General features: G+C 64.6%; 23 protein-coding genes. 13 read left to right on the plus strand and 10 right to left on the minus strand.

The window, feature by feature from the left end; genetic code table 11:
• Positions 1-12: 12 nt before the first annotated feature.
• On the plus strand, positions 13-474 hold the full coding sequence (locus tag HU144_RS08795; RefSeq protein WP_235351044.1) for a GNAT family N-acetyltransferase: 462 nt from the start codon (positions 13-15) through the stop codon (positions 472-474).
• A gap of 68 nt (positions 475-542) precedes the next feature.
• On the opposite strand, the gene HU144_RS08800 is transcribed toward HU144_RS08795, so the two are convergent.
• Positions 543-1178 carry a LysE family translocator gene (locus tag HU144_RS08800; protein WP_193081393.1) on the minus strand — a complete coding sequence of 212 codons (636 nt, stop codon included), beginning with the start codon at positions 1176-1178 and terminating at the stop codon, positions 543-545.
• 69 nt (positions 1179-1247) lie between these two features.
• The gene (locus HU144_RS08805; protein ID WP_235351045.1) at positions 1248-1994 is read right to left on the minus strand and encodes a biliverdin-producing heme oxygenase; all 747 of its coding nucleotides are present in this window, start codon (positions 1992-1994) and stop codon (positions 1248-1250) included.
• A 143-nt stretch (positions 1995-2137) separates the two neighbouring features.
• Between HU144_RS08805 and HU144_RS08810 the strand changes: the two genes are divergently transcribed.
• Genes HU144_RS08810 through HU144_RS08825 form a run of 4 tightly spaced genes read left to right on the plus strand, consistent with a single transcriptional unit; the run spans position 2138 to position 5331 of the window.
• Positions 2138-3085, plus strand: a complete 948-nt coding sequence (locus HU144_RS08810; protein ID WP_226829718.1) for an aldo/keto reductase — start codon at positions 2138-2140, stop codon at positions 3083-3085.
• Entirely contained in the window at positions 3082-3681 is a 600-nt protein-coding gene (locus HU144_RS08815; RefSeq protein ID WP_235351046.1) for a hypothetical protein, read from the plus strand. The genes HU144_RS08810 and HU144_RS08815 overlap by 4 nt, the downstream gene beginning before the upstream one ends.
• A complete protein-coding gene (gene tsaD / locus HU144_RS08820; RefSeq protein WP_235351047.1) occupies positions 3678-4757 on the plus strand; it encodes a tRNA (adenosine(37)-N6)-threonylcarbamoyltransferase complex transferase subunit TsaD in 1080 nt (359 codons plus the stop codon). The genes HU144_RS08815 and tsaD overlap by 4 nt, the downstream gene beginning before the upstream one ends.
• On the plus strand, positions 4744-5331 hold the full coding sequence (locus HU144_RS08825) for an NUDIX domain-containing protein (RefSeq protein ID WP_235351048.1): 588 nt from the start codon (positions 4744-4746) through the stop codon (positions 5329-5331). Before tsaD ends, HU144_RS08825 begins: the two co-directional genes overlap by 14 nt.
• Before the next feature lie 149 nt (positions 5332-5480).
• Here the strand turns inward: HU144_RS08825 and HU144_RS08830 are convergent, their stop codons facing one another.
• The 4 genes from HU144_RS08830 to HU144_RS08845 form a co-directional block, all read right to left on the minus strand.
• Positions 5481-6608 (minus strand): glutamate--cysteine ligase, encoded by a 1128-nt coding sequence (locus HU144_RS08830; protein ID WP_235351049.1) that lies wholly within the window; start codon positions 6606-6608, stop codon positions 5481-5483.
• Between the two features lie 62 nt (positions 6609-6670).
• Positions 6671-7768, minus strand: a complete 1098-nt coding sequence (locus HU144_RS08835) for an ABC transporter ATP-binding protein (RefSeq protein WP_235351050.1) — start codon at positions 7766-7768, stop codon at positions 6671-6673.
• Positions 7769-7776: 8 nt separating this feature from the next.
• Positions 7777-9429, minus strand: coding sequence for a xylulokinase (gene xylB, locus HU144_RS08840; protein WP_235351051.1), 1653 nt, complete (start codon positions 9427-9429; stop codon positions 7777-7779).
• A complete protein-coding gene (locus HU144_RS08845) occupies positions 9429-10499 on the minus strand; it encodes a sugar-binding transcriptional regulator (protein ID WP_235351052.1) in 1071 nt (356 codons plus the stop codon). Before HU144_RS08845 ends, xylB begins: the two co-directional genes overlap by 1 nt.
• Positions 10500-10689: 190 nt before the next feature.
• Here HU144_RS08845 and HU144_RS08850 point away from each other — a divergent pair, with 190 nt between their 5' ends.
• From HU144_RS08850 to HU144_RS08870, 5 genes are all read left to right on the plus strand, one after another.
• Positions 10690-12048: an ABC transporter substrate-binding protein gene (locus HU144_RS08850; RefSeq protein WP_235351053.1), complete on the plus strand. Its 1359-nt coding sequence runs from the start codon at positions 10690-10692 to the stop codon at positions 12046-12048.
• A 77-nt stretch (positions 12049-12125) separates the two neighbouring features.
• Positions 12126-13076: a carbohydrate ABC transporter permease gene (locus tag HU144_RS08855; protein WP_235351054.1), complete on the plus strand. Its 951-nt coding sequence runs from the start codon at positions 12126-12128 to the stop codon at positions 13074-13076.
• The gene (locus HU144_RS08860) at positions 13073-13996 is read left to right on the plus strand and encodes a carbohydrate ABC transporter permease (RefSeq protein WP_198396873.1); all 924 of its coding nucleotides are present in this window, start codon (positions 13073-13075) and stop codon (positions 13994-13996) included. Before HU144_RS08855 ends, HU144_RS08860 begins: the two co-directional genes overlap by 4 nt.
• A gap of 53 nt (positions 13997-14049) precedes the next feature.
• Positions 14050-15546: a mannitol dehydrogenase family protein gene (locus HU144_RS08865; RefSeq protein WP_235352675.1), complete on the plus strand. Its 1497-nt coding sequence runs from the start codon at positions 14050-14052 to the stop codon at positions 15544-15546.
• 101 nt (positions 15547-15647) lie between these two features.
• Positions 15648-17282, plus strand: a complete 1635-nt coding sequence (locus tag HU144_RS08870) for a glycoside hydrolase family 3 N-terminal domain-containing protein (RefSeq protein ID WP_235351055.1) — start codon at positions 15648-15650, stop codon at positions 17280-17282.
• Positions 17283-17398: 116 nt separating this feature from the next.
• On the opposite strand, the gene HU144_RS08875 is transcribed toward HU144_RS08870, so the two are convergent.
• From HU144_RS08875 to HU144_RS08885, 3 genes are all read right to left on the minus strand, one after another.
• Positions 17399-18268, minus strand: coding sequence for a C40 family peptidase (locus HU144_RS08875; RefSeq protein ID WP_235351056.1), 870 nt, complete (start codon positions 18266-18268; stop codon positions 17399-17401).
• A 434-nt stretch (positions 18269-18702) separates the two neighbouring features.
• Positions 18703-19539: a sulfurtransferase gene (locus HU144_RS08880; RefSeq protein WP_235351057.1), complete on the minus strand. Its 837-nt coding sequence runs from the start codon at positions 19537-19539 to the stop codon at positions 18703-18705.
• A 49-nt stretch (positions 19540-19588) separates the two neighbouring features.
• Positions 19589-20860, minus strand: coding sequence for a class I SAM-dependent methyltransferase (locus tag HU144_RS08885; RefSeq protein ID WP_235351058.1), 1272 nt, complete (start codon positions 20858-20860; stop codon positions 19589-19591).
• Positions 20861-21022: 162 nt separating this feature from the next.
• Here HU144_RS08885 and rsmA point away from each other — a divergent pair, with 162 nt between their 5' ends.
• The 3 genes from rsmA to HU144_RS08900 are packed head-to-tail and all read left to right on the plus strand — an operon-like array spanning position 21023 to position 23606.
• The gene (gene rsmA, locus HU144_RS08890) at positions 21023-21931 is read left to right on the plus strand and encodes a 16S rRNA (adenine(1518)-N(6)/adenine(1519)-N(6))-dimethyltransferase RsmA (protein WP_235351059.1); all 909 of its coding nucleotides are present in this window, start codon (positions 21023-21025) and stop codon (positions 21929-21931) included.
• The gene (locus HU144_RS08895; RefSeq protein ID WP_328284282.1) at positions 21928-22878 is read left to right on the plus strand and encodes a 4-(cytidine 5'-diphospho)-2-C-methyl-D-erythritol kinase; all 951 of its coding nucleotides are present in this window, start codon (positions 21928-21930) and stop codon (positions 22876-22878) included. The genes rsmA and HU144_RS08895 overlap by 4 nt, the downstream gene beginning before the upstream one ends.
• Positions 22878-23606 (plus strand): FadR/GntR family transcriptional regulator, encoded by a 729-nt coding sequence (locus HU144_RS08900; RefSeq protein ID WP_235351060.1) that lies wholly within the window; start codon positions 22878-22880, stop codon positions 23604-23606. Before HU144_RS08895 ends, HU144_RS08900 begins: the two co-directional genes overlap by 1 nt.
• Positions 23607-23692: 86 nt before the next feature.
• On the opposite strand, the gene HU144_RS08905 is transcribed toward HU144_RS08900, so the two are convergent.
• Complete coding sequence (locus HU144_RS08905; protein ID WP_235351061.1) at positions 23693-25096, minus strand: GntP family permease; 1404 nt, start codon at positions 25094-25096, stop codon at positions 23693-23695.
• Positions 25097-25145: the final 49 nt, after the last annotated feature.

A 25145-nucleotide genomic window follows, 5' to 3' on the forward strand; every position in this document is an offset into this window, starting at 1 on the left:
GAGTGCCGGGAAATGAGTGCAGGCGCGTCGCACGAACAGGCAGGCATCGACGAACTGCGCTGGTGGGATCTGAGCGAGGTCGCGGACCATGATGCCGCCATCTTCGGCCCCACCGCGTGGACGCTGACGTACTACTGGGCTGTGAAGGCTCAGGCCGGAACGGCGATGTTCGCGGCACGGACCCCCACCTCGGCACTGGCCGGGTGGATCGTCATGTCAGCCGCCGGCGGTGAAGCGGACGTCATGACCATTGCCACCACCGAAGTCGGACGCGGTCAGGGCATCGCGCGAGAGCTGCTCCGGGTCGGGATCGACTGGGCCCTGAGCCGAGGGGCCCAGGCCGTGCATCTCGAGGTTGATGAGCACAACGAACCGGCACTGGGCCTCTACCGTTCCTTCGGATTCTCCGAATGGGGCAGGCGCCCCGACTACTACCCGGGTGCCGACGCGATCCTCATGCGCTTCCACCCATAAGTCGGAGTCGCCGAGGCGCTCACGGACTCAAGCTGCGTGCAGTCGGCAGGCCACAAACAGTGGTCGGTCTACGCCCGAGCTTCGGTCGCCAGGCGCACGCCGAGTGCGATCATCACCGCGGCGCTCGTGCGATCGAGCCAGATCTTGACCCGTTCACGGGTGAGGATGCCGCGGGCACGGGTGGCAAGAAGGACGATGGCGGCGTGCCACACTGTGCCGATTGTCAATGCGATGGCCACGAGCAGCACACCCCATCCGGCGGCCGTCGGGACTGTCGGCAGGAACTGGGGCAGGATGCTGATGTAGAAGACCCCGACCTTCGGGTTGAGGAGGTTGCTGGTCATGCCGCTGCGGACCGCACTGACAGTGCTCTGGGAGGGAAGATCGTCAGCCTCGGTGGCCGTTGCTCGGTTGCGGGGCAGAGATTTCCAGATCGCGGTGCATCCGAGCCAGACCAGATAGCAGGCTCCGGCGATCCGCACCACATCGTAGGCGAGGGTGGACGCCGCAAGCAGGGCTGTGAGGCCGATGAGGCTGGCAACCGCCCAGACGGCGTGGCCCATTTCGACTCCGATGACGGCGGCGAAGCCGGAGCGCCTGCCGTGAAGCAGCGTTGACCTGAGGACGATCATGAGATCGATCCCGGGTGTGGCAGCCCCGATCACGGCCACAAGGGCCCATGCCAAAAGCTGGTGTGAATCCATGTCTGTCTCTCGAACTGTTCGTCGTTGCAGCGGGGATGCTGCTTCAGCTTACATCTCCCGGTTCCGCCGTCAGGAGCGGCCGAGCACGGCTGCCGAGACAGACGAAGCTGCGGGACGGGTGGCAGTGGGACCGGCAGCAGCGGGACGGCCGGAAGCGGGACGGTCGGCTGTGTGACGGTCGGACAGAGACGTCAGCTCCGAAAGAAGTTCGCCATTGAGTTCGAACGCGGTCATCGTCTCATCGATGACGGTCTGCTCGTTCCCACCGGTGCCTGCTATGTCGTTGAGGCGCAGACGGTAGGAGTCCTTGTACGGTTTCGTCTTGCCGAGTTCGGTGAAGTCCCAAATCGTCAGTGCGCTGGCAGGGGTGTCGTAGTGCCTGCCCATGAGCGCTCCGATGGCCTGCCCGCCGGAGAGATCGCCGAGGTAGCGCGTGTAGTGGTGCGCGATGACCTGCTCAGGCTTGTCGAGTTGGCCCAGATGTCGTGCATATGCTTCGGCGCTGCGGGTGATGGGCAGGTCGACGTCGTTGAGCGTGAACTCCTCCGAGCCGGTGAGTTCCTGCAGGTCCCGGACGATGCGTTCAGCCCGGAACAGATTCGCGTCGTGAAAAGGGGCAAAGATCGGGTCCTCGGCGAACTCCCGGGACTTCGCCTCAAGTGCTGCGTAGATGACCGTGTACTGCTTGAGCAGGAGGGCGTAGGCGCGTGCGTCGAGCCTGCCCTCCATGAGATCGACCATGAAATTCGTGTGCTCGACCTCGTCGTGGATCGTGGCTGTGCTGGCCTTGAGGCGAGCTGAGAATGGTTCAGTCATGATGTTTCCTCATTGAGAGATCGATGATCCGGAAGTGTCGTGATGGTCAGGGCTACTACAGTACTTGTTTTCATCTTAGCCGAGCCTGCCCTAACCTGCGTCCCATACAGCCGCCGACCACTGCCAAAGGGTAGGCTGGAGCCATGGAAAGAGTGCAACTTGCTGACACGAATCTGATGGTCCACCCCCTGCATCTGGGAGGCAATCCTTTCGGTTGGGGCGCAGACCGGGATCAGAGCTTCGCAGTCCTCGACGCCTACGCCGAGGCGGGAGGAAACTTCATCGATACAGCGGATGCCTACTCCGTGTGGGTCGACGGCAACTCCGGCGGTGAGTCGGAGACCATCATCGGCGAATGGATGGCCTCGCGTGGCAACCGCGATGACATGGTCATCGCCACCAAGGTCGGAGCGCATCCGAAGCACAAGGGGCTCGACCCCGCCAATATCCGCAAGTGCATCGACTCCTCCCTGCGTCGTCTCGGCACGGACCACGTCGATGTCTACTACGCCCACGCCGACGACGAGAGCGTCGATCAGGTGGCGGTGGCGGAGACCTTCGACGCCTTGGTGCGCACCGGGAAGGTCAGCTACCTCGGCGCCTCGAATTTCACCTTGGATCGCCTGCAGTCGGCGATGAAGATCAGCGCGAAGTACTCACTGGCGTGCTACCGCGTCGTCCAGGATCGGTACAACCTCGTGGCCCGCAGCGCGGTGGATGCACAGAAGCAGGCCTACCTGCGGTCCAACGGCATCGCCGAACTGCCATTCCACTCCTTGGCCTCGGGATTCCTCACGGGAAAGCACACCGGCGGAGACTCCACCGGAAGCGTGCGCGGTGAACGCGTCGCCGACTTCCTCGACAACCAAGAGGCGCTTCGGGCTCTCGAAATCCTCGATGACGTGGCCTCGGCGCATAACGCAACCATGACCGCAACCACACTGGCCTGGCAGCTGTCACACGATTTCATTCCCTCCACCATCGCCTCGGCGCGGGTGCCTGAGCAGCTGACGGAGCTGCTCGCGGGAACCGAACTGCAGCTGACCGAGGACGAGATCACGGCCCTCAACGAAGCATGGGTGGAAGCATGACGAGCACGAGTCCACGCCTTGTGAAATGGGAGAATGGCACCGATCTTGTCATCGAACTGCCGCTGGCGGTCGACATTGCGACCGTCTGGTCCAAGCTCGTCGACAGTGAGACCGCTGGCTCCTGGTTCGCCTCCTTCGCAATCGACGAGGCAGCTGGCGAAACTGACAGTGCCGAGACCGGCGGCGATGACAGCGTTGACGCTGCCGGCGACGGTGGAGAGTCCAACCCCACGATCACGTTCGACCTCGGAGAAACCCAGCTGCACGGCGAGATCCTCAGCTACGAGGCCGAGGATCATGTTCTCGTCGAACTCGAGGACTTCGGCGTGCTGGGAATCCAACTGCTTGCTCTTGAGCTCACGGACGGGGACGCAACCCTTCTGGTCTTCACCCAGTCTGCGCCCGACGCTGAGAGCGCGCGCCTCAAAGCCGCGGACTTCGGCCCGATGTGGGATACCCACATGCGCCTGTTCGCTCGGGCACTTGGACTCGACGCTGTCGAGGTCGAGGAGGCAGAACTGCTCGCTCTCTATGCGGACCTCGAACTTGAGGACAGCGAAGTCGACGACAGCGAGGACGGGGCGAACGAGGCATGAGCGAACCCCTGGTGCTGGGCATCGAATCCTCGTGCGACGAGACCGGAGTCGGAATCGTTCGGGGCCGGACGCTGCTGACCAACACGGTCTCCTCCTCGATGGATGAGCACGTACGCTTCGGCGGCGTGGTCCCCGAGGTCGCCTCACGCGCACACGTCCAGGCCATCGGACCGGCCATCGCCTCCGCCTGCGATCAGGCAGACATCGCGCTGAGTGACCTCGACGCCATCTCCGTGACCGCTGGCCCAGGCCTCAGCGGTGCGCTGATGGTCGGAGTCGGTGCCGCCAAGGGCCTCGCCGCGGCGCTCAACCTGCCGCTCTACGGGGTCAACCACCTTGCCGCACATGTGGCGGTGGACCTCATCGCCACCGACGTCGACGGCCTGACCACGCCGACCATCGCACTCCTCGTCTCCGGTGGGCACACCGAGATCCTGCGCATCGGCGATGTCGTCGATGACATCGAACTCATCGGCGCCACGATCGACGATGCCGCCGGCGAAGCCTTCGACAAGACCGCACGGCTGCTGGGACTCAACTACCCGGGTGGGCCGAACATCTCCAAGGCGGCTCTCGGGCAGCTCGACGGAAGCGGAATCCCCGGTGACCGCACCGCTGTGAAGTTTCCCCGCGGACTGGCGAAGAAGCAGGATCTGCGCGATCCAGAGCGTCGCTTCAACTTCTCGTTCTCCGGACTCAAGACCGCCGCTCTGCGGGAAGTCACGAAGGCCGAAACACTGGGAACGGACCTGCGGGTCGCCGACATCGCAGCAGGATTCGAGGACGCCGTCGTCGACGTCCTCGTGACCAAGACCCTGTTGGCGGCGGCCGACACCGGAATCAGTCACGTCGTCCTCGGCGGGGGAGTCGCCGCGAACTCCCACCTGCGCGCTGTCCTCGGAGCCAGGTGCGCCGAGGCGGGGGTGGAGCTGAGGGTACCGCCGTTGAGTCTGTGCACGGACAACGGAGCCATGGTCGCAGCTCTCGGTGCCGAACTCGTCCGCCGTGGAATCGGACCCAGCGACCTGTCATTTGCCGCAGTCTCTTCATTGGATGTCGATCATGTCCTCGTCTGACCCGAACGCCGGCGACCAGAACGCCTACACACACGAACGCAGCGGTGCCTCACGCGATGAGACCGCGTACGGTCCGAACTCGAAGGATCTGCCGGACTACCTGCCGCCTCGGCGATCAGGCGATGGATGGACTCTCGGCTCGGACGGGAAGAAGCACTGGGGGCTCAACGGGGCAGCAGGGCTGATGCTGCTTGACCCTGCGCAGGGGATCCTCATGCAGCACCGCGCCCTGTGGTCGGTTGAGGGAGGAACCTGGGGCTTCCCCGGCGGCGCCCGTGACCTGGGCGAATCCGCTCTCGACGCGGCCGTCCGCGAGTCCTGGGAAGAAGCAGGTGTCCCCGACAGCGACGCCTCGGGCATCGAAGTCCTCGAGACCCATGTCCTCGACCTCGGGGACTGGTCATACACGACGGTCATCGCCCGGGCCCTGCGTCATCTCGAACCGGTCATCAGTGATCCTGAGAGCATCGAGCTCGCCTGGGTGCCGATCGACCAACTCACGGATCTCAAGCTGCACTCCGGTGTCGCTGCGTCCCTGCCGGAATTGCTGGAGCTCCTGCGCCCCTACCTGTGAGTCGCGGCCGCTGACGGGCTGCAGCGGACCCCGACGACGGCTTCATCGACAAACGGGGCCAGCGTCGACAAACGCGTTTGTGCGTGCGTATATCGACGCTTGACCCGTTTATCGGTGGGAGGGTGCGGCGGGCTCGCGGTCCGAAGACCTCAGGTATACGAGGTGCGCAGGTCGCTGATCAGGGAACGAGTCACCTCGGTGAGTGATTCGCTGTCCTTGAACACGTTCTGCAGCCGCTGGTAGGGCACACCGCGGTCGATGATCGAAGTGATGGAGTTCAGTTCGTCGACGCAGCCCAGCCGCTGTGCCACAGGGGCCAGGCGCGCGACCTCATCGGCCAGGCATTCGGTGACCAGGCGTTCATCGGCTTCGGCGTTCTCGATGATGATGGCGTCCATGCCGTAACGGGCGGCACGCCACTTGTTCTCGTCGTGGAACCAGTCCGGCATCGTCGGCAGGGTCTCACCGGCGTCGAGGCGAGCGGAGAAGTCGTCGACGAGGCACTGGATGAGGGCCGTGATCGCAGTGATCTCCTCGAGCGTGGGAAGACCGTCGCAGACCCTGACCTCAACGGTTCCCCAATTCGGGGCGGGACGAATATCCCAGCGGATCTCATTGATGTTGTCGATGATGCCGGTGGTGAGCATGTCGGCCACGTACTTCTCGTAGTCCGACCACGCCTCGAACTGGAACGGCAGTCCCGCGGTCGGCAGCTGCTGGAACATCATCGCCCGGTTCGACGCGTAACCGGTGTCGGTTCCGCCCCAGAAGGGTGATGATGCGCTCAGCGCCTGAAGGTGGGGGACGTAGGCGAGGAGGGCGTTGACGATCGGCAGCACCTTGTCGCGGGAGTCGATTCCGACGTGGACGTGGACGCCGAAGATGAGCATGTTCCGACCCCACCACTGGGTGCGGTCGACGAGCTCGAGGTAGCGATCCTTGGCGCGAACCTCCTGGGACTGCCACTGGGCGAACGGGTGTGTGCCGGCGGACATGAGTTCGATCCCACGGTCCTCGGTGAGCGTGCGCAGGGCACCCATGGACGCGGCCAGATCCTCGGCGATTCCGGAAACCTGCTTGTGGACACCGGTGACGAGTTCGATCGTGTTCGTGAGCATCTCACCCACGATCCGCTTCTCGAACTCGGGTGCACGCTGCGCGACATCGGCGAGGAGAAGCTCCGCGGCGGAGGTCAGATCAAGGCTGTCTCCGTCCAACAGAGCCAGTTCCCATTCGACTCCGATGGTGGAGCGGGGTGAGCGTGCGAAATCGACCATGGATCGATCATAGTATTCCGCACCGGGTTTTCTGGCTTCTGACCGTTTATCGGCCGTCACATTCAGGCCGCATGCTCACTCTCGTCAGACAGTCGTGCACCGGATTGCGAATCGAAGAGGTGGAGGCGCGAGAGCTCCGGGACGGCTCTGACGCTGTCACCTCTGGCTACGCGCGTGCGCCCGCTGACCCTGGCGACGATCGGAGTGTCATCGCCGCCGGTCGTCGCCCGACCATGCACGTAGGCATCGGCGCCGAGCTCTTCGATCAGATCCACACTGATTTCCAGGCCGCCGGTCGGCTCGAGGCGGAAGTCCTCCGGTCGGATTCCGGCCGTCACCCGATCAGCTGTGAGCTCCGAGAGCTGCGCGCGGCTCAATCGGATCTCGGACTCGCCGAGGTGCAGCGCCCCATCCTGGAGCGGAAGGTCAATGAGGTTCATCGCCGGAGAGCCCATGAAGCCTGCGACGAAGAGGTTGGCGGGGCGGTCGTAGAGGGCCCGCGGAGTGTCCACCTGCTGCAGCCGTCCGTCAGCGAGCACCGCGACGCGATCGCCCATCGTCATCGCCTCGACCTGGTCGTGGGTGACGTAGACCGTGGTGACGCCGAGGCGGCGGGTGAGGGAGGCGATCTGTGCACGTGTCTGGACCCGCAGTTTGGCATCGAGGTTGGACAGCGGTTCGTCCATGAGGAACACCTGCGGAGAGCGCACAATGGCGCGTCCCATGGCTACGCGCTGCCGCTGCCCGCCGGAGAGGGCCTTCGGCTTCCGATCGAGGTAGGGTTCGAGGTCGAGCAGCTGAGCGGCCTCACGAACTCGCTCATTGCGTTCGGCCTTGCCCACACCTGCGATCTTGAGTGCGAAGGCCATGTTCTCCCCGACGCTCATATGTGGGTAGAGCGCATAGTTCTGGAACACCATCGCGATGTCGCGTTCGCGGGGAGAGACGCCGGTGACATCGTCCTCACCGATTCTGATGTGCCCGCCGTCGACGGGTTCGAGGCCTGCCAGCATGCGCAGAGTCGTGGACTTTCCGCAGCCTGAGGGACCGACCAGAACGAGGAACTCGCCATCGGCGATGTCGAGGCTGATCTCGTTGACCGATGGAGTCAGCGCCTCTGGGTACTGGCGCATTGCCTTATCGAAAGTGACTGTTGCCATGGTGAATCTCAACCTTCCACGGGTGCGTGGGCACCCGACGATCCGCGGTGATCATTGTCTGAGTTCTCGTCGGCGGGGGTGGTGTCGCCGGTGATTGTGGTGGGAGCAGTGTCGCCGGTGAGGCTGGCTTTGGGAGGGACGCCGGCATCGCGAGTGACGCCGGCATCGGGGGTGACGCTGGTGTGGGCGTAAGAGCGGTACTGCTCGCGTACACGTGATGGTCTCGGGTGCAGAGTCGCGACGAGCTCGACCTGCCACCTCGGCGAGGTTCCGGTCAGTGTCCAGGCCGCTTGACGGGCGGCCCCGATGGCCACGTACTCGGCCTGTTCGGGGACGTCGATGGGAACGGTGAAGATGTCTCTGGCCACCTCGCGCACTGCTGGGTTGCGGGCCGCCCCGCCGATGAGGAGGAGCCGTTTGACGCTCAGGCCCTGTCGCAGCACCGCCTCGAGTCCGTCGGCCAGTCCGCACAGCATGCCCTCGACGAACGCTCGAGCGACGTTCTCCGGGGACGAATTCGCCAAGGTCATCCCCTCCAGGCGGGCTGTCGCATCCGGAAGATTGGGGGTGCGCTCGCCTTCGAAATAGGGGACGAGGATGAGGCCGTTCGCCCCAGGTGCCGAGGCCAGTGCCAGCGCAGCCACGTCGGTATGACTGGCGCGCAGCAGCACTGCCGCGGAGTCGAGGACGCGGGCGGCATTGAGCGTGGCGACGAGCGGAAGGCGCCCCCCATCGGCCGAGGCGAATCCGGCGACCATTCCCGAAGGATCGTTGATCTCGAGTCGGGTGGGACTGAAGACCGTGCCCGAGGTGCCGATCGAGATGACGACGTCGCCCGGGCCGGCTCCGAGTCCGAGTGCAGCGGCCGCATTGTCCCCGGCGCCGGGCCCCACGACGATGCCCTCGGGAGTGTGGCCGGCGCTCTCATGGGGCCCGAGGACACGGGGCAGGACGACGGTCGCGGTGTGGGGTGTGCTGTCGGGGCCCCGGCGAGCATCGGGTCCGGCTGCTTCCCGTGCTGTGGCGCCGAATGCTGTGTGGAAGAGTTCGAAGTCGTAGCGGCCGGTGACCGCGGAGAAGTACGCGGTTCCGCTGGCGTCGGAGGCATCGGTGACGAGCGCCTCGAGGTCAGGGCCCCGTGGGGCGGATGAGCTGCTTGGTCCACAGCCCAACAGCCGCCAGGTCAACCAGTCATGGGGCAGTGCCACGGCTGCCACGCGGGAGGCATTGTCGGGTTCATGATCGCGCAGCCACCGCAGCTTGGCCCCGGTGAAGGATGCAACAGGAACGATGCCGGCACGGTCGACGAACTCATCTGCTCCGATCTCGTCGATGAGTGCCCGTGCTGCCGCGTCGCTGCGCAGATCGTTCCACAGCAGAGCGTCGCGGATGACCTGCCCGTGACTGTCGAGAGTGATGAGGCCGTGCTGCTGTCCGCTGATGCTGACGGCGGCGACGTCAGCGAATCCACCTGCGGCAGAGATCGCCTCCTGCAGGGCCGACCACCAGGCTTCGGGATCGACCTCCGTCCCGACGGGGTGCGGGGCCGATCCGCTGCGCAGAATCTCACCTGTGGCGGGATCGACGATGACGACCTTGCAGCTCTGGGTCGAGGAATCTACGCCGGCGACCAGTTCGCGCGGTTCGAGGTCGGCGGCCATCACGGCTCCTCGGTCCGCGCGGCTACCGGTATCTGAGCCTGCGGCGCGGCCTGCGAGGCGGACTTCGGGGTGGCCTGCGAAGTGTTCTGCGGGGCGGCCGGCGAGTTGTTCTGCGGGGCGGCCTGTGCCCCGGGCACCGGGCTGTCGAGGATCTCTCGGGCCAGCGCTTCGTCGACGATGGCGACATCGAGGATTCCGGCGGCGCAGGCTGCACGGACGGCCTCGGCGCGTTGTGCTCCGCGAGCCACACCGACGGTGGTTGCTGCGCTGCGCAGCTGGTCCAAGGTGACGGCGATGACGCGATCGTCGATCGTGTCGACCTCGGCCCCTGCAGCATCGAAGAGGCGCCCGGAGGCTTCGGCCACCGCACCATCGGCCAGCCCTGCCGCTCGCTGCTCCGGGCTGCATTTCTCCCAGACCGAGGACTGTTCCTGCGCCCACGCGGCGACCGAGATGACCGCGAGATCGAGATCGTCTGCGGCAGAGAGGGCACTGGAGATCTCAGGCAGAGCACTGAGATCTGCCGCGGTATCCGCCTCGGTGACCAGCAGCGGAGCCGGCAGTCGAACCATGGTCACGGCGGCATCCTGTCCCAAGCGGGCGAAGATCCCGGCGCTGGGCCGATGCGAACCGAGTTGAAGCGCACCGGCGAGCTGGACGATTGTGCAGCGGGGGAGTGCGGGGGCGAATTCTGCTGCTGCGTCGAGTGTGCGCGACCAGGCCAGTCCGATGCGCATCCCCGAGCGGGCGTGACGATCGACGTAGGAAAGCGCGGCACGACCCATTCGCTGTGCGGCGTGGGTCTCGTGTTCGAACTCGACGATGACGGCCGACCTCAGCCCGAGCGCGGCAGCGAGCCGTTCGGCCCTACCGTCCTCGTCAGCGGCATCGGCTTCGATCGAGATCGTGACGACTCCGCTGTCAACGGCCTCTTGCAGCAGACGAGCGATCTGGAACCGGCTGAGTCCGTGCGCTTTGGCCAACTCCACCTTCGAGCTGCCCTGGACATAATGCTCTCTGGCCAGTTGAGCCAGGAACCGGCGGTGTCTGGCGGTGGGTGCTGGGCTCATGACTCTCCCCTTCCGAACTCACGGAGACCACACTCACAGCGACCAGCCTGCCGCTCATATGTGATCTATTGCACATCTGATCAGATTATGACACAGTATTGCACATGTGAGCACGGATGCTCATATGTATTTCGTCAAGCACACCCGATGGCGGGCGGCAATCCCGCAATGACGAGGGAAGGCAATTACGATGAAGCAGAAGATCACGGGCCGGGCTGTCACAGCGGCGGCCATCGGAGTGGTCGGAGCACTCACACTCGCAGGGTGTGGTGGCGCCGGGGGAAGTTCGAGCGGCGGGGGCAACGAAGAAGTCAACGTTCTCATGGTCAACAATCCGCAGATGCAGGACCTGCAGAAGCTCACCGCGGATCATTTCACCAGTGACACCGGCATCAAGGTCAACTACACGGTGCTGCCGGAGAACGAAGTCCGCGCCAAGATCGGGCAGGAGTTCTCCGCGCAGGCCGGCAACTACGACGTGGCTTCGATGTCGAACTACGAAGTGCCGACCTACGCCAAGAACGGGTGGCTGACCCCGATGGATGAAGGCGTCGTCGATGCCGAGGGATTCAATCAGGACGACATCCTCGCCCCGATGGCCGAATCGATGACCTACGAGGACAAGATCTACGGAGAGCCGTTCTACGGGGAGGGATCCTTCCTGATGTACCGGAAGGACATCTTCGAGAAGGCGGGCGCGACGATGCCGGAGAATCCCACCTGGGACGAGGTCGCCGATCTGGCTGCGAAGGTCGACGGTGCCGAGAAGGGCACCAAGGGCATCTGCCTGCGCGGCCTGCCCGGATGGGGAGAGATGTTCGCGCCCCTGACCACTGTGGTCAATACCTTCGGCGGAACCTGGTTCGATGAGAACTGGGACGCACAGGTCGATTCCAAGGAGTTCAAGGAGGCGACGAACTTCTACGTCGATCTCATCAAGGACCACGGCGAATCGGGAGCACCGCAGGCCGGGTACACCGAGTGTCTGACCAACCTCCAGCAGGGCAATGTGGCGATGTGGTATGACTCGACGGCGGCAACAGGAACCCTCGAAGCCGATGACTCACCAGTCAAGGGCAAGATCGGATATGTCGCAGCCCCGGTGAAGGAGACGAAGTCGAGTTCGTGGCTCTACACGTGGGCCTGGGGAATCCAGAAGGAAGGCAAGAACCAGGATGCCGCCAAGCAGTTCGTGGCCTGGGCCTCGTCACAGGACTATGAAGAGACCGTCGCCGAAGAACTGGGCTGGCAGCACGTGCCCGCCGGCAAACGCACCTCGACCTATGAGAACCCGGACTACCAGAAGGCTGCGGAACCGTTCTACAAGCAGACCGAGGACGCCATCAACTCGGCAGATCCGAAGAACCCCGGTGTGCAGCCGCGCCCGACTCTCGGAGTGCAATTCGTGACCATTCCCGAATTCGCCGACCTGGCCACGGGCATCTCCGAGGACGTCAGTTCGGCGATAGCCGGACGCACCACGGTGGACAAGGCGCTTGAGAAGGGACAGAAGCAAGCAGAGAAGGTCGGAGACAAGTACAAGAAGTAGCAGAAGCGCCGGGCGGAGACGTTCGCGTCTCCGCGCAGGCACCCGGCCCCACTGCCACCCATCACCGGAGGTTGTCCATGTCAGCTCCTGCGCAAGATCGCCGCACTCAGGCGGCGCCCGCGCCCACATCGCCCAGACCCGCATCCTCGAGCGCTCGAGAGCGGTGGTCGCGGCGAGTCCCCATGCTGCCGGCGCTGATCTTCGTCATCCTCGTCACGCAGATTCCCTTCGCAATCACGATCGTCATCTCGTTCATGAAGTGGAACGCGGCCTATCCCGATGACATCAGCTTCGGCACCCTGCAGAACTACATCACCGTCTTCACGAATGCGGACCTGCTGCGCGCGGTGTTCGTCACCATCGGGCTCACCGTCTCGGTCGTGCTGGTCTCGGCGGTGCTGGGTCTGGCCATCGCGCTTCTCCTTGACCGGAAGTTCATCGGCCGCGGGTTCGTGCGCACGCTGATGATCACCCCGTTCCTGATCGTGCCCGTGGCTGCGGCGCTGCTGTTCAAGCATGCGATCTTCAACCCGTCCTACGGATTGGTCAACGGACTGCTGACCAGCGTCTTCGGTGACAACGCCCCGCAACCGGATCTGATGAGCACCTATCCGCTGTTGGGAATCGGCATCGTCCTCGTCTGGCAGTGGACCCCGTTCATGATGCTCATCATGCTGGCGGGTCTGCAGTCGCGTCCCATGGACGTCTACGAGGCGGCACTGGTCGACGGCGCCGGACCGGGTCAGACATTCCGATTCATCACATTGCCGCACCTGCGCCGCTATATCGAACTCGCGGCGCTGCTCGGCACCATCTACATCGTGCAGAACTTCGACACCGTCTTCACGATGACCTCGGGCGGACTCGGAACCGCGAATCTGCCCTATGTCATCTACCAGGAATTCTTCGTGGCCCAAGACTATGGAGTCGCCTCCGCCGTTGGCGTCATCGTCGTCATCGCCTCACTTGTCATCGCGACCTTCGCGCTGCGAACCGCGTCCACTCTGCTCAAGGAGGAGAACTCATGAGCACCCCAGACATCACGGCCACCACCCCAGACATCACGGCCTCGCCAGGAGCAGAACGTTCCCGGCAGAAGGCGAGGGCGCAGAGACGCCCGGGTCAGCGCCGAATCGGCAAGGTCCTGCTCGGTCTCTTGGCCTGGCTGGTCGGCCTCCTCTTCGTGTCCCCGCTGCTGTGGATGCTGCTGACCAGCCTGCATGCCGAGACCGACGCCTCGACGAACCCGCCCAGCTTCTTCGCGCCGCTGACGCTGGAGTCCTATTCCAACTTCTTCGGCGGCGGCAGCGGTGCGAGCCCCTGGCCCGCCCTCATCAATTCGGCGGTTGCGGCGATCGTGTCCACCCTCATCGTCTTGGTTCTGTCGACTATGGCCGCGTACTCGCTGGCCATTCGTCGGATCCAACGCTGGTCGGATGTGCTCTTCTTCCTGCTCTCGACCAAGATGCTGCCGATGGTCGCGGGACTGCTGCCCGTCTATCTGGTCGCGCAGGCATTGGGCATCCTCGACACCTGGCTCCTGCTCATCATCATCTACTCCGCGATGAACATGCCCATCGCAGTGTGGATGATGCGATCATTCCTCGCCGAGGTGCCGATTGAGGTGCTCGAGGCCGCTGAGCTCGACGGTGCCCGGCTTCCTCGAGTGTTCATGCAGATTCTGCTGCCCCTGACCGCTCCGGGCCTCGCAGCCACGGCCCTCATCTGCTTCATCTTCTCGTGGAACGAGCTGCTCTTCGCCAATGTCCTGACCTCGACGGCGGCATCGACGGCGCCCGTGTTCCTCACCAGCTTCGTCACCTCCCAGGGACTGTTCCTGTCCCAGGTGTGCGCGGCCTCGCTGATCATTTCGGTGCCTGTGCTCGTCGCCGGCATCGCCGCCCAGGACAAACTCGTCCAGGGCCTGTCGATGGGTGCGGTGAAGTGATGTCGACTTCCCCGGATTCTGCACACGTTGACCGTGCCTACCGAGACACGGACATGCTGCCCCTGCACGGAACGAACCTTGAACGGATTGCGGCCCGCGGCGTCACCGTCCCCGACTACGACCGGAGCACAGTGACTCCGGGCATCGTGCACTTCGGCGTCGGCGGCTTCCACCGGGCCCATATGGCCATGGTCCTCGATGACCTCATGAGCGCGGGAGAAGCCACAGACTGGGGGATCGTGGGAGCCGGCGTCCTGCCCCACGATGTGCGCATGCGAGACGCACTGGCCGGACAGGATCACCTCTACTCGCTGACACTCAAACACCCGGACGGCACCCGCGAACGACGGGTGATCGGATCGATCATCGACTACCGCTACGGACCCGACGATCCGCAGGGACTCATCGACCTCCTCAGCGAGGCGAGGATCCGCATCGTCTCACTCACCGTCACCGAGGGCGGATACAACGTCAACCCGGTGACCGGGGAGTTCATCACCGAAGATCCGATGATCGTCGCAGATGTGGCCGCATTGGCCGCGGGGGCGCTGCCGGGCACGGTCTTCGGATATGTGATCGAGGCTCTGCGCCGCCGCCGCGATGCAGGTGTGCCCCCATTCACCGTGCAGTCGTGTGACAACATCTCGGAGAACGGGAATGTGGCGAAGAAGATGTTCTGTGCTTTCGCCCGGCTCGTCGACCCTGAGCTCGCCGACTGGATCGACGAGCATGTGGCCTTCCCGAACGCGATGGTCGATCGCATCACCCCGGCCACCACCGATGACGACCGGTCCGACCTGCGCGGTGAAGTCGGGATCGATGACGCCTGGCCCGTGGTCGCCGAACCCTTCTTCCAGTGGGTGCTCGAGGAGAGGTTCACCTCCGGCAGGCCCCCGTACGAACTGGCCGGAGTCCAGGTCGTCGACGATGTCAGGCCCTACGAGCATATGAAGCTGCGTCTGCTCAACTCCGGGCATCAGGGGCTGGCTTACTTCGGTCTCCTCGCCGGCTACACCTATGCCCACGAGGCGATGGAGAACCCGGATATCGCGGTCTACCTGCGCAGATACATGGATGAGGAGGGCACACCGAGCCTTGAACCGCTGCCGGGCATCGACCTCGACGGATACAAAGACTCACTCATCGAACGCTTCAGCAATCCCGAGATACGCGACACCTTGGCCCGACTCGGTGCCGAATCCTCCGACCGCATCCCCAAATGGCTGGTCCCCGTCATCGGTGACAATCTTGCCTCAGGTGCACCGGTCGAGGTCTCGGCCGCGATCTGCGCTTCGTGGGCTCGCTACGCCGAGGGCAGCGATGAACAGGGGGCGCCGTTCATTATCGTCGATCGTTTTGCCGCCCAGCTGCAGCAGGTCGCGACGTCACAGGCAGCCGATGCCTTGGCCTTCGTCCGGCAGGAGCAGTTCTTCGGTACTTTGGCTGACGAGTCCCGTTTCACCGAGCACTACCTGGCGGCTCTGGGCTCCCTGCACGAACGAGGCGCGAAGGAGACCGCCAGGCGACTCGCCGCCCACGAGAGGCTCTGAGGAGGCGCCGACGTCCGAAACAGCGCCGACGTCCGAAGCAGCGGTGGCACGCCCTGTGCGCGTTCAACCGTAGGTTCATCTTCGACGATTAGCATGGTGCTATGCGCTCCAGACTTGGCATCATCGCTGCAACCGCCGTGCTCGCCCTGACCGGTTGCTCCGGGGGAACGTCCGACCCGCAACCGGAGAAGACCGGGGGAGCCGGAGCCCCGCAACCGGCGCAGAAGGCCGAACCTGAAAAGGCCGCCGAGCCCGCAGACATCGGCCCCGCTGACTTCGCCGACGAGGCGAAGGAGATCGTCGAATCGTTCTCCGACGATGAGCTGGCCGGGTCCCTCATCATCGGCACCTGGTCGGGCACCGACACCCAGACCGGGGTCAATCTGCTGAAGAACAACAACCTCGGCGGGGTCATCGTCATGGCCGACAATCTGCCCGAGAATCCGACTCCTGACCAGGTCAAGGGTGTCACCGAAGCAGTCAACGGCGCACGTTCGAAGGGACAGCCCGTGTCGATCGGCGTCGATCAGGAGGGCGGTCCGGTCTCGCGGCTCGGCACCGGCGCGCTGCCGTTCCCACCGCTGATGGCGCTCTCAGCGGCCCAGGATCCCGAACTGACGCAGACCGCGACCAAGGTGCAGGGCCAGAACCTCAGCGACCTGGGCTTCACCATCGATTTCGCCCCCGACGCCGATGTCACAACCGGTGAGAAGGACGTGGCCATCAACGTACGTTCGGCCGGTGACGATCACAAGGCCGCCGCCGAGGTGGTCGCCCAAGCCGCGACCGGATACCACCTCGGCGGTGTCGCCAGTTCCGCGAAGCACTTCCCCGGCCACGGTCGACTTCACGTCGACTCCCACGAAAGCCTGCCGGTGTCGAAGAAGAGCATCAAGGAACTCGAGGACACGGACCTGCTGCCGTTCAAGTCCGCCGTCAAGGCCGGCATCCCGATGGTGATGATGGGACACATCGGCCTGCCGGATGCGAAGACGACGCCGGCAACGCTGAATGAGAAGGCCTACAAGTCACTGCGGGACACGCTCGACTTCGACGGAGTCATCATCACCGACGCCCTCAACATGAAGGCCGTGGACCAGAACCAGAGCGGGAAGGAGACCGTCAAAGCACTGTCCGCCGGCGCCGATCTCGCGCTGATGCCACCGGATTCTGCCGCCGCACAGAAGGCGGTGGCCAAGGCCATGGAGGACGGTGACCTGAAGAAGTCCGATCTGCAGAAGAAGGCAGAGCGCGTGGTGGCGATGCAGCTGGCCACCGCCGAGACCCAGAAGACGATGACCGACGATTCCGGTGGGGACGACTCCGGGCCAACCGGTTCCGAGAATCCGCAGAAGGTCCTCACCGATGTGGCCGAGAAATCACTGACGGTCCTCAAAGGGGAGTGCGCATTCGAGGGCACCGACTCGATCTCCATCGTCGGCGGCAGCGAGAAGGAGAAGACCGAATTGACCAAGGCGGCCAAGGACGCGGGTCTCACAGTTCGCTCCGGAGGGACGAGCGTGAGCCTGAGCCCGGACACCTCCGCCGAGGTGGCAGTCGGCACCGCTGCACCGTGGACGATGCGAAATACCTCGGCACAGTCGGCCGTCACGGCCTACGACAGCAATCCCAATGCGCTGAAGGCCGTGGCGAAATGGCTCAAGGGCGATCTCAGAGCCTCAGGCAAGCTGCCCGTCGACTACGACGGAAGCGACAAGGCTCCAGACTGCAGCTGAGGCAGCGCCGCTGACCGCAGCAGCGCCCCAGACCGCAGCAGCGCGGCAGGGCACGAAAAACCCCTCGTCCGGCTGGGACCATCAAGCCGGACGAGGGGTTTCTTCGTATAACTGGATCAGAGAACGCGGATGAAGGTGACGTCACCCATCCAGCTGTAGCTGCGCTTCGAGGTGCCTGACCCTGGTGAGCCGGCATCGTACATCTGTCCGTCACCGGCGTAGATGCCGACGTGACCTGGGTGCCAGATGAGGTCACCGGGCTTGGCCTCCGACTGGGAGACGACCTGGCCAGCGGCCTTCTGTCCACCTGAGTTGCGAGGCAGATCGACACCGACCTTGCCGTAGACCCACTTGGTGTAACCGGAGCAGTCCCAGCCGCTCTGAGAGGTCCCGCCGTAGACGTAGGGTGTGCCGGTTCCCTTCTCTGCCCAGCTCATGACCTGCTCGGCCTTCGAGCCGTCCATTGAGCCTGCATCGGAACCGGAGTCCTTGCTCTCGCCCTTGTCCTCGTCGCCGGAGTCCGAAGAACCGGTGTTGGCGGAGTCGTCCTCTGCGGGTTCTGGAGCCGGAGCAGCCTCGTCGGCTGGTTCGTCTTCGGCGGTCTCGACGGGTTCTGGCTTCGGCTTCGGCTTCGGTTTGGGAGCGGCCTCAGCAGTGATGTTCTCGACGTCGACACCGATGGAGGCGCCCTGCTTCTTGTCCTTGTCCTGAGAAGAGGAGCCTCCGTCCGCAGCGACGGTCGCCGACTGGTTCTTGAACTCGACCTGTGTCTGTGCTTCTGACTCCGCGGAGACTGAGGCTTTGTCCTCGGCCCCTTGTCCTGCTGCCGGAAGGACTGCTGCGGTGAGCAGGCCACCGCTGGCAGCGACAACGGCTGCACGGCGTCCGAAGACGGCGGAGTTGGCGTTCAGGATATCGGTCAGTTCGGTCAATGGAGTTTTGACCTTGGCTTCTGCGGCGCGGCGGCCATGCTGCTTATTTGCCACGTTTTCCTCTCGTCACCTATTGGAAGAATCCCAACCGCCACTTTCGGTCCTTAGTGATTTCACATCGAGCGTGGCGTGCGGTTCTCGCTGTGAAGTCGGCACTCTCGCGACCGACCTTCACAACTGTAACCAATCAGTGACCTAATGTCACGTTTTCGTTACATTGGACGAGAATTTTTCATGGAAGTGTGTAACAGTGCAGGTCAGAAGCCTGATGAGCGTTGAAGTTTCTGTAACAGTTGCGCGTTTGCCTGGTGTTGCCCGGTGGTGATATGACCTATCTCTCGTCATCTTCCCTGCCTGTATGTAACAGATCGGCCTATGCAACAGACCGAAAATGACATTTTTGCGACAAGGAATGCCCACTCGAGAACGAGGGCAGAAGTTCGACTCAAAGGGAGCAGTTCGACTATGCGGGTGAGGCCGGTGGGTCCTCAGGCTCCAGTTGCGACCGGGCGGGCAGGGTCGGATGACCATCCCGACCAGCTGGCTGGGTACAGGCTCGTCTCAATACCGAGGCTCGCCAGGGCCAAGGCATTGTGGCAGGCGCTGACGCCTGAACCGCAGTAGACGCCGACGGGCTGGTCGAGAGCGCCGAGGGCCGAGAAGCGCGATCGCAGGGACTCCTCGTCGAGGAACTTTCCGTCTGCGGTGTTGTCGCTGGCGGGCGCGCTCGTGGCGCCTGGAATGTGGCCAGCCTGTGAGTCGAGCGGCTCGGTCTCTCCGCGGAAACGATCGCCGGCGCGGGCATCGAGCAGGACCCCTGTCCATGCTGCTGCCGCGTCGGCGTCGATGACGGGCATCGAATCGGGGGAGATCGTCACGGTGCTCGGCTGTACGGGGTCACTGGCTCCGGTGGCCAATTCGCCTCCGGCGGCAACGAAGGCCTGCAGGCCGCCGTCGAGGACACGTGCCTTCATTCCCGCCCACTGCAGCAGCCACCAGGCGCGCGCGGCGCCCTGGCCCGAGTTGTCGTCATAGACGACGACGTCGGTGAGCTGGTCGATGCCCCAGGCCCGGACCTGGTCCTGGAATGCTTCGGCAGTCGGCAGCGGGTGTCGTCCCGCTGTGGGGTCGGTCTCGGAGTGTGCGGCGAGTTCGGTGTCCATGTCGACGTAGATGGCTCCTGGAATGTGCCCGGCGGTGAAGTCGTCACGGCCATCGGGCTTCTGCAGTGTCCAGCGGACGTCGAGCAGCCTCGGCGTGGATCCGTCATCGGAGAGGCGAGCGAGGAGTTCGTCGGCGGTGATGAGAACGTCGGAGCGGTTCATGGGGGATTCTCCTAGTGGGGTGAAGGGAGTTCAGCAGGGTTGGGGCGGATCAGCAGGGTTGGGTCAGGAGGACGGCATGACGATCGCCCAGGCGGGTGAAGACCAGTGTCGCCTTGTCTCCGGCCGGCAGCTTGAGCTGACGCCTGACCTGGTCAGGAACAATATCAGCTCCGCGCTTCTTGATCACGACCGAGCCGATGCCGCGGCTGATGAGGGCCTTGCGCAGGCTCGGGATCTTCGCCGGCAGCACATCGGTGACCTCATAGGCGGTGACCCCGGCTGAGGCCGGTCCGATCGGTTCGACGTCCGTTGTCAGATAGGCGATCTTCGGGTGGACGCGGCGAGCCTGCAAGGGTCCGCACAAGGCGGTGACGAGTCCGGCGCGCACGATCGCGCCGTCGGGTTCGAGGAGGTACTGACCGAGCTCACCGATGCCGTTCTCATCGTCGGCGGGAAGATCATCTTCGTGGACGAGGAGTGTGCGCTCGCCCATCACAAGGGCGCTGCGTCCGGGACGCTGCCGGGCCTCGCCGAAGTAGAGGCAGACCTCGACGACTTCGCCGAGGTGGGAGACCCATTGCGCCTCGGCCTCGTCGGGGATGAGGCTGTGGTCGAGTGCCGGTCCGAGTTTGACGCCTGCGGCCTTCGCCGCGAGCGCCTTGTCGATGACCCAGGACAGAGAAGGAGAGAAGTCTGCGGGATCGAAGATGCGAGCGGTGGAGCCGCTCTTGGTCCCCTTCCCGACCGTGCGGCGGGCCGGGTCGAACCACAGGGCGTCGAATGCAGAGGTGTCGATATCTTCGGCGCGGGCGTGCTCGATGCTGGCATTGGCCAGGTGGCGGAGGTTGAAGCTGGCGATGGCGGCAGTGACCTCGTCCGCGTCGACGGCGGTGACCTGGGCGCCCATCCCGGCGAAGGCGAAGGAGTCGGCTCCGATCCCACAGCCCAGATCTGCGATCGTGGGTGCGGAGTCTGCCGCCTCTGCGCCGGTGTCCTGGCCGCCATCGGTGTTCGTGTCGCCGCCGGTGTCCTTACCTTCGCCGAGGAGGCGGCGGGCGTGATGGGCGGCCACCGGCAGCCGTGTGGCTTGGGCCAGACCGTCGCGAGTGAACAGCATGTCCTCGGCGAACGGACCGAGTTTCTTCACGGCGTCCTTGCGCAGCTGGGCCTGCGTGAGCAGGGCGGCGGTCACCTCGGCGGAATAGCCTTCCTTGCGCAGCGCCGATGATCGGGCGAGCTCATCGGCAGGCAGGTCCTCGATCCGGTCGAGCCGGTCGAGGACGGAGACGTCGAGGAGTTCGGTGAGTGTCTGCGGATCCATACTCTTCACCCTATCGTCCTGGCATCGGTCATCTGACTGCGCTGGCCAATCGAGAGCCTGCGCTGCTCGGCCATCTGCCTCCGATGTTGCAGGAGCATAAGGAAACGGCGACAGAGGCGTTCGGTGATTGTGCCTGCTAATGAGTGCTGTAAGTTGTTGGCTGTGACGTTATTGACCGCACGCGACATTCGCGAAATCGCCGCCGACATCGGTCTGCGCCCGACTAAGCAGAAGGGGCAGAACTTCGTCATCGACCCCAATACCGTGCGCTCGATCGTCACGTCCGCGAAGCTTCAGGACCGCAGCAGGGTCGTCGAGATCGGTCCCGGCCTGGGATCGCTGACGCTGGGACTGCTGGAAGCCGGACACCATGTCACCGCCGTTGAGATCGACGACGTCCTGGCCGCCCGCCTGCCTGCCACGGTTGAGAAGTACGGGAAGAGAGCAGAGGGGCACGGGCAGAGCACAGCCGCTGCCGACGAGACCGCGAACTTCGAACTCGTCAATGCCGATGCGCTCAGAGTCACCGAGTTGCCCACGGCCCCCGACGCTCTGGTCGCGAACCTGCCCTATAACGTTGCGGTCCCGGTGCTGCTGCACTTCCTCGAGATCTTCCCGAGCCTGGAGTCCGTGCTCGTCATGGTCCAACTCGAAGTCGCAGAACGACTCGCTGCCGGCCCCGGATCACGCACCTACGGTGTGCCCAGCGTCAAGGCCCAGTGGTACGGCGAGGTCACTCTGGCCGGACGCATCGGCAAGAACGTGTTCTGGCCGGCCCCGAACATCGACTCCGGACTCGTCCACATCGACGTGACCCGCACTCACCGTGACCCGGAGCAGCGTCGTCGCCTCTTCAGCGTCGTCGACGCAGCCTTCGCCCAGCGCCGCAAGACCCTGCGCGCCGCCCTGGCCACGTGGGCCGGCAGCCCCCAGCGAGCAGAAGAGCTGCTGCGTGCTGCAGACGTCGACCCCAAGACGCGCGGCGAAGCCCTCGGAGTCGCAGACTTCGAACGACTCGCCGCAGCGGGCGCCGCACAGGGTGAGGCTTCCGCAACGGGAAGCGCACAATGATGAGCGCACAGCTGCACTCGTGCCCGAGGACCCTGACACCGGTGAAGGTGCAGGCACCGGGCAAGATCAACGTCCACCTCGGCGTGGGTGGGGCCGGCGAAGACGGATACCACGAACTCGCGACGGTGTTCCAGGCCCTCAACCTCAACGAGACCGTGACTCTCGTCCCCGGCGGGAGTTCCTCGATCGTCGTCGGCGGTCGCTATGGTGACGCCGAAGTGCCCCAGGGCGAGTCGAACTTCGCCCGCAAGGCCATCAACCTCCTCATCGCAGCCCTCGAAGACGAACGCGACGTCGACGTCCTGCGCGAGCTCGACATCGTCATCGACAAACAGGTCCCCGTCGCCGGCGGCATGGGCGGGGGATCGGCCGACGCGGCCGCAGCACTGTGCGGTGCCGCCCACCTCGTCGGGGGAGTCGACGAGTCGATCCTCCACGACTGCGCGGTCGGAGTCGGCGCCGATGTCGCCTTCCTCCTCCATGGGGGAACGGCCATCGGCCACGGACGCGGGGAGAAACTCACCCCCGTCCTCACCCGCGGATCATTCCACTGGGTCATGGCCACCTCGGCGGGGCAGCTGTCGACACCGGCGATGTACTCACGATTCGACGAACTCACCCCGAACCCCGAACCAGCGGTCGTGCCCGCCGAGGTGCTCACGGCGCTCGCCGCCGGCGACCCGGACACCCTGGCCACAGCGGCCGCCAACGACCTCACCGATGCCGCGATATCGGCCATGCCCGAACTCGCCGAGGTGATGGAGGCCGGGCGTGCAGCCGGTGCCCTCCTGCCCCTGCTCAGCGGCTCAGGCCCGACGATCGGCTTCCTCGCCCGCGACGCCCACCACGCCCTTGACCTCGCGGTCCTGCTCCAGGCCACGCGCGGAGTCAAGGAAGCGCTGCGGACCACGGGACCTGCCCCCGGCGCCCACATCATCGAGCACTGATGGCCGAAGCGAAGGACAGCGGCAACCTCCACGAACGTCTTCTCAATTCGATCGGCACTGACATCGTCACCGGTGACCTGGAAGCGGGAACGGTCGTCCGGGCCGAGGAGCTGCGTGTGAGGTACGAAGTCTCGCTGTCCGTGGTGCGCGAAGTGGTGCGTGTTCTGGAGTCCCTGGGGATGGTCAAGCCGATCCGCCGCCTGGGGCTGGTGATTCTGTCCATGCGGGAATGGACCATACTCGACCCTCTGGTGGTGCGGTGGCGAATGGCCGCAACCCCGGCAGTCCAACTGCGTTCCCTGACCGAACTGAGAGTCGCGATCGAACCTCAGGCGGCACACTTGGCCGCCGTCCATGCCTCGGCCGAGGCGGCCGAGGAGATCATGGGATTGGCCGCCAGAATGCGCACCAGCGGACGCAAGGGCGATGTTGAGGCGGTGCTGGAGGTCGATATCGCCTATCATCGGGCAGTCCTGAGGGCCGGCGGCAACGAACTCTTCGCTTCCTTCGACTCGGTCGTCGCCGAGATCCTGCGCGGTCGAACGCACGCCGGACTGATGCCGAAGTTTCCCCATCCAGAGGCGCTGCAATGGCACTTCGACGTCGCCGATGCCATCGGCAACGGGGACCCCGATCGTGCTCATGCCGCGATGACGAAGATGATGGATCGAGCCTTCGCAGAGATGGAAGATGCCTGGGCAGGCCAGCCGCGCCTCAAGACGGACTGACGGGTCTCCGGACAGGCGAGGCTGACGACTCTCAGGACAGGCTGAACGCCCCTCAGGGCAGGCTGACGACCCTCCAGACAGGCTGGTCAGAACGCGCTGACGACACCGTAGAGGGCGAGGCTGAGGGCGAAGCCGACCAGACCGAGAATGGTCTGAGCCACGGTCCAGGTCTTCAGAGTGGTCTTCGTGTCCATCCCGAAGAACCGGGAGACCAACCAGAAGCCCGAATCGTTGACGTGGCTGGCGACCACGGAGCCTGCGGCCAGAGACAGCACGATGGCGACGACCTGCAGACTCGAGAAGTCCGGGTTGCCGACGACGACTGGCTGCATGAGTGCCGCCGCAGTTGTGAGCGCGACCGTGGCTGAACCTTGGGCGATGCGCACGATCGCGGCGATGACGAATCCGGCCACGATGACCGGCAGACCCAGTGCCGCCAGGGAGTCGGCGATGGAATCTCCGATCCCGCTGGCTCGCAGCACACCGCCGAACATGCCGCCGGCTCCGGTGATGAGGATGATCGAGCAGACTGGGCCCAGAGCCGAGTCGACGATGTTCTCGACCATGCTTCTGCCCTTCTTCTTCCGCCACCCCAGCAGCCACATGGCCGCCAATACCGTGATGAGCAGGGCGATCGGAGTCTCACCGAGCATGCGCAGCGAAGTGACCAGAGTGGACTCGGCATCGACCCAGCCGGCCTCACCGGCGAAGTTGAGGCCGGTGTTGAGGAAGATGAGCACAAGCGGAAGGGCAAGCAGGACGAGAACCGTGGAGAGTTTGGGCGAGGACCTGAAGTCGGCGAACTCCTCGGCTGGATCGTGGGCCAGGAGCGAGGGAACCGAGACCTCGATTCGCTTGCCGATGAAGAGCCCGAACAGATACCCGCACAGATACCAGGCGGGGATGGCGATGATCAGACCGCAGATGAGGACGAGTCCGACGTTCGCGCCCAGAAGCCCGGACGCGGCCACGGGTCCGGGATGCGGAGGGACGAAGATGTGCATGGCCGAGAACGCGATCGCCGATGGCATGGCGTAGAGAAGCAGAGATCCGCCGAGGCGTTTGGCCACCGTGAAGATGATCGGCAGCATGACGACGAGACCGGCATCGAAGAAGATCGGGAAGCCGAACAGCAGCGAGGTCAGGCCCAAGGCCAACGGCGCACGCTTCTCTCCGAAAGCCTTGATGAGCGCATCCGTGAGCACCTGTGCCCCACCCGAGAGTTCAAGCATCCTCCCGAGCATGGCCCCGAGCCCTACGAGGAGTGCGACGCTGGCCAGGGTGGACCCGAAGCCGTCGTACATGACGGGGACCAGATCCCCGGGGGCGATTCCCGCGGCCAGGGCGGTGACCACACTGACCACGACGAGCGCGATGAAGGCGTGAAGCCTGAAGCGGATGATGAGGACGAGCAGTACGGCGATGGCCGCTGCGGCGAGGCCGAGCAGCGCCGGGGCCGACAGCGTCCAGTTGAGTTCGATCTCAGTCACAGTTTCCTCTTCCTTGAGGTTGGGTCGTGGTCAGGTGGAGGTTCGATAG

Source organism: Brevibacterium sp. UCMA 11752, from assembly GCF_021532235.1.
Taxonomy (GTDB): domain Bacteria; phylum Actinomycetota; class Actinomycetes; order Actinomycetales; family Brevibacteriaceae; genus Brevibacterium; species Brevibacterium antiquum.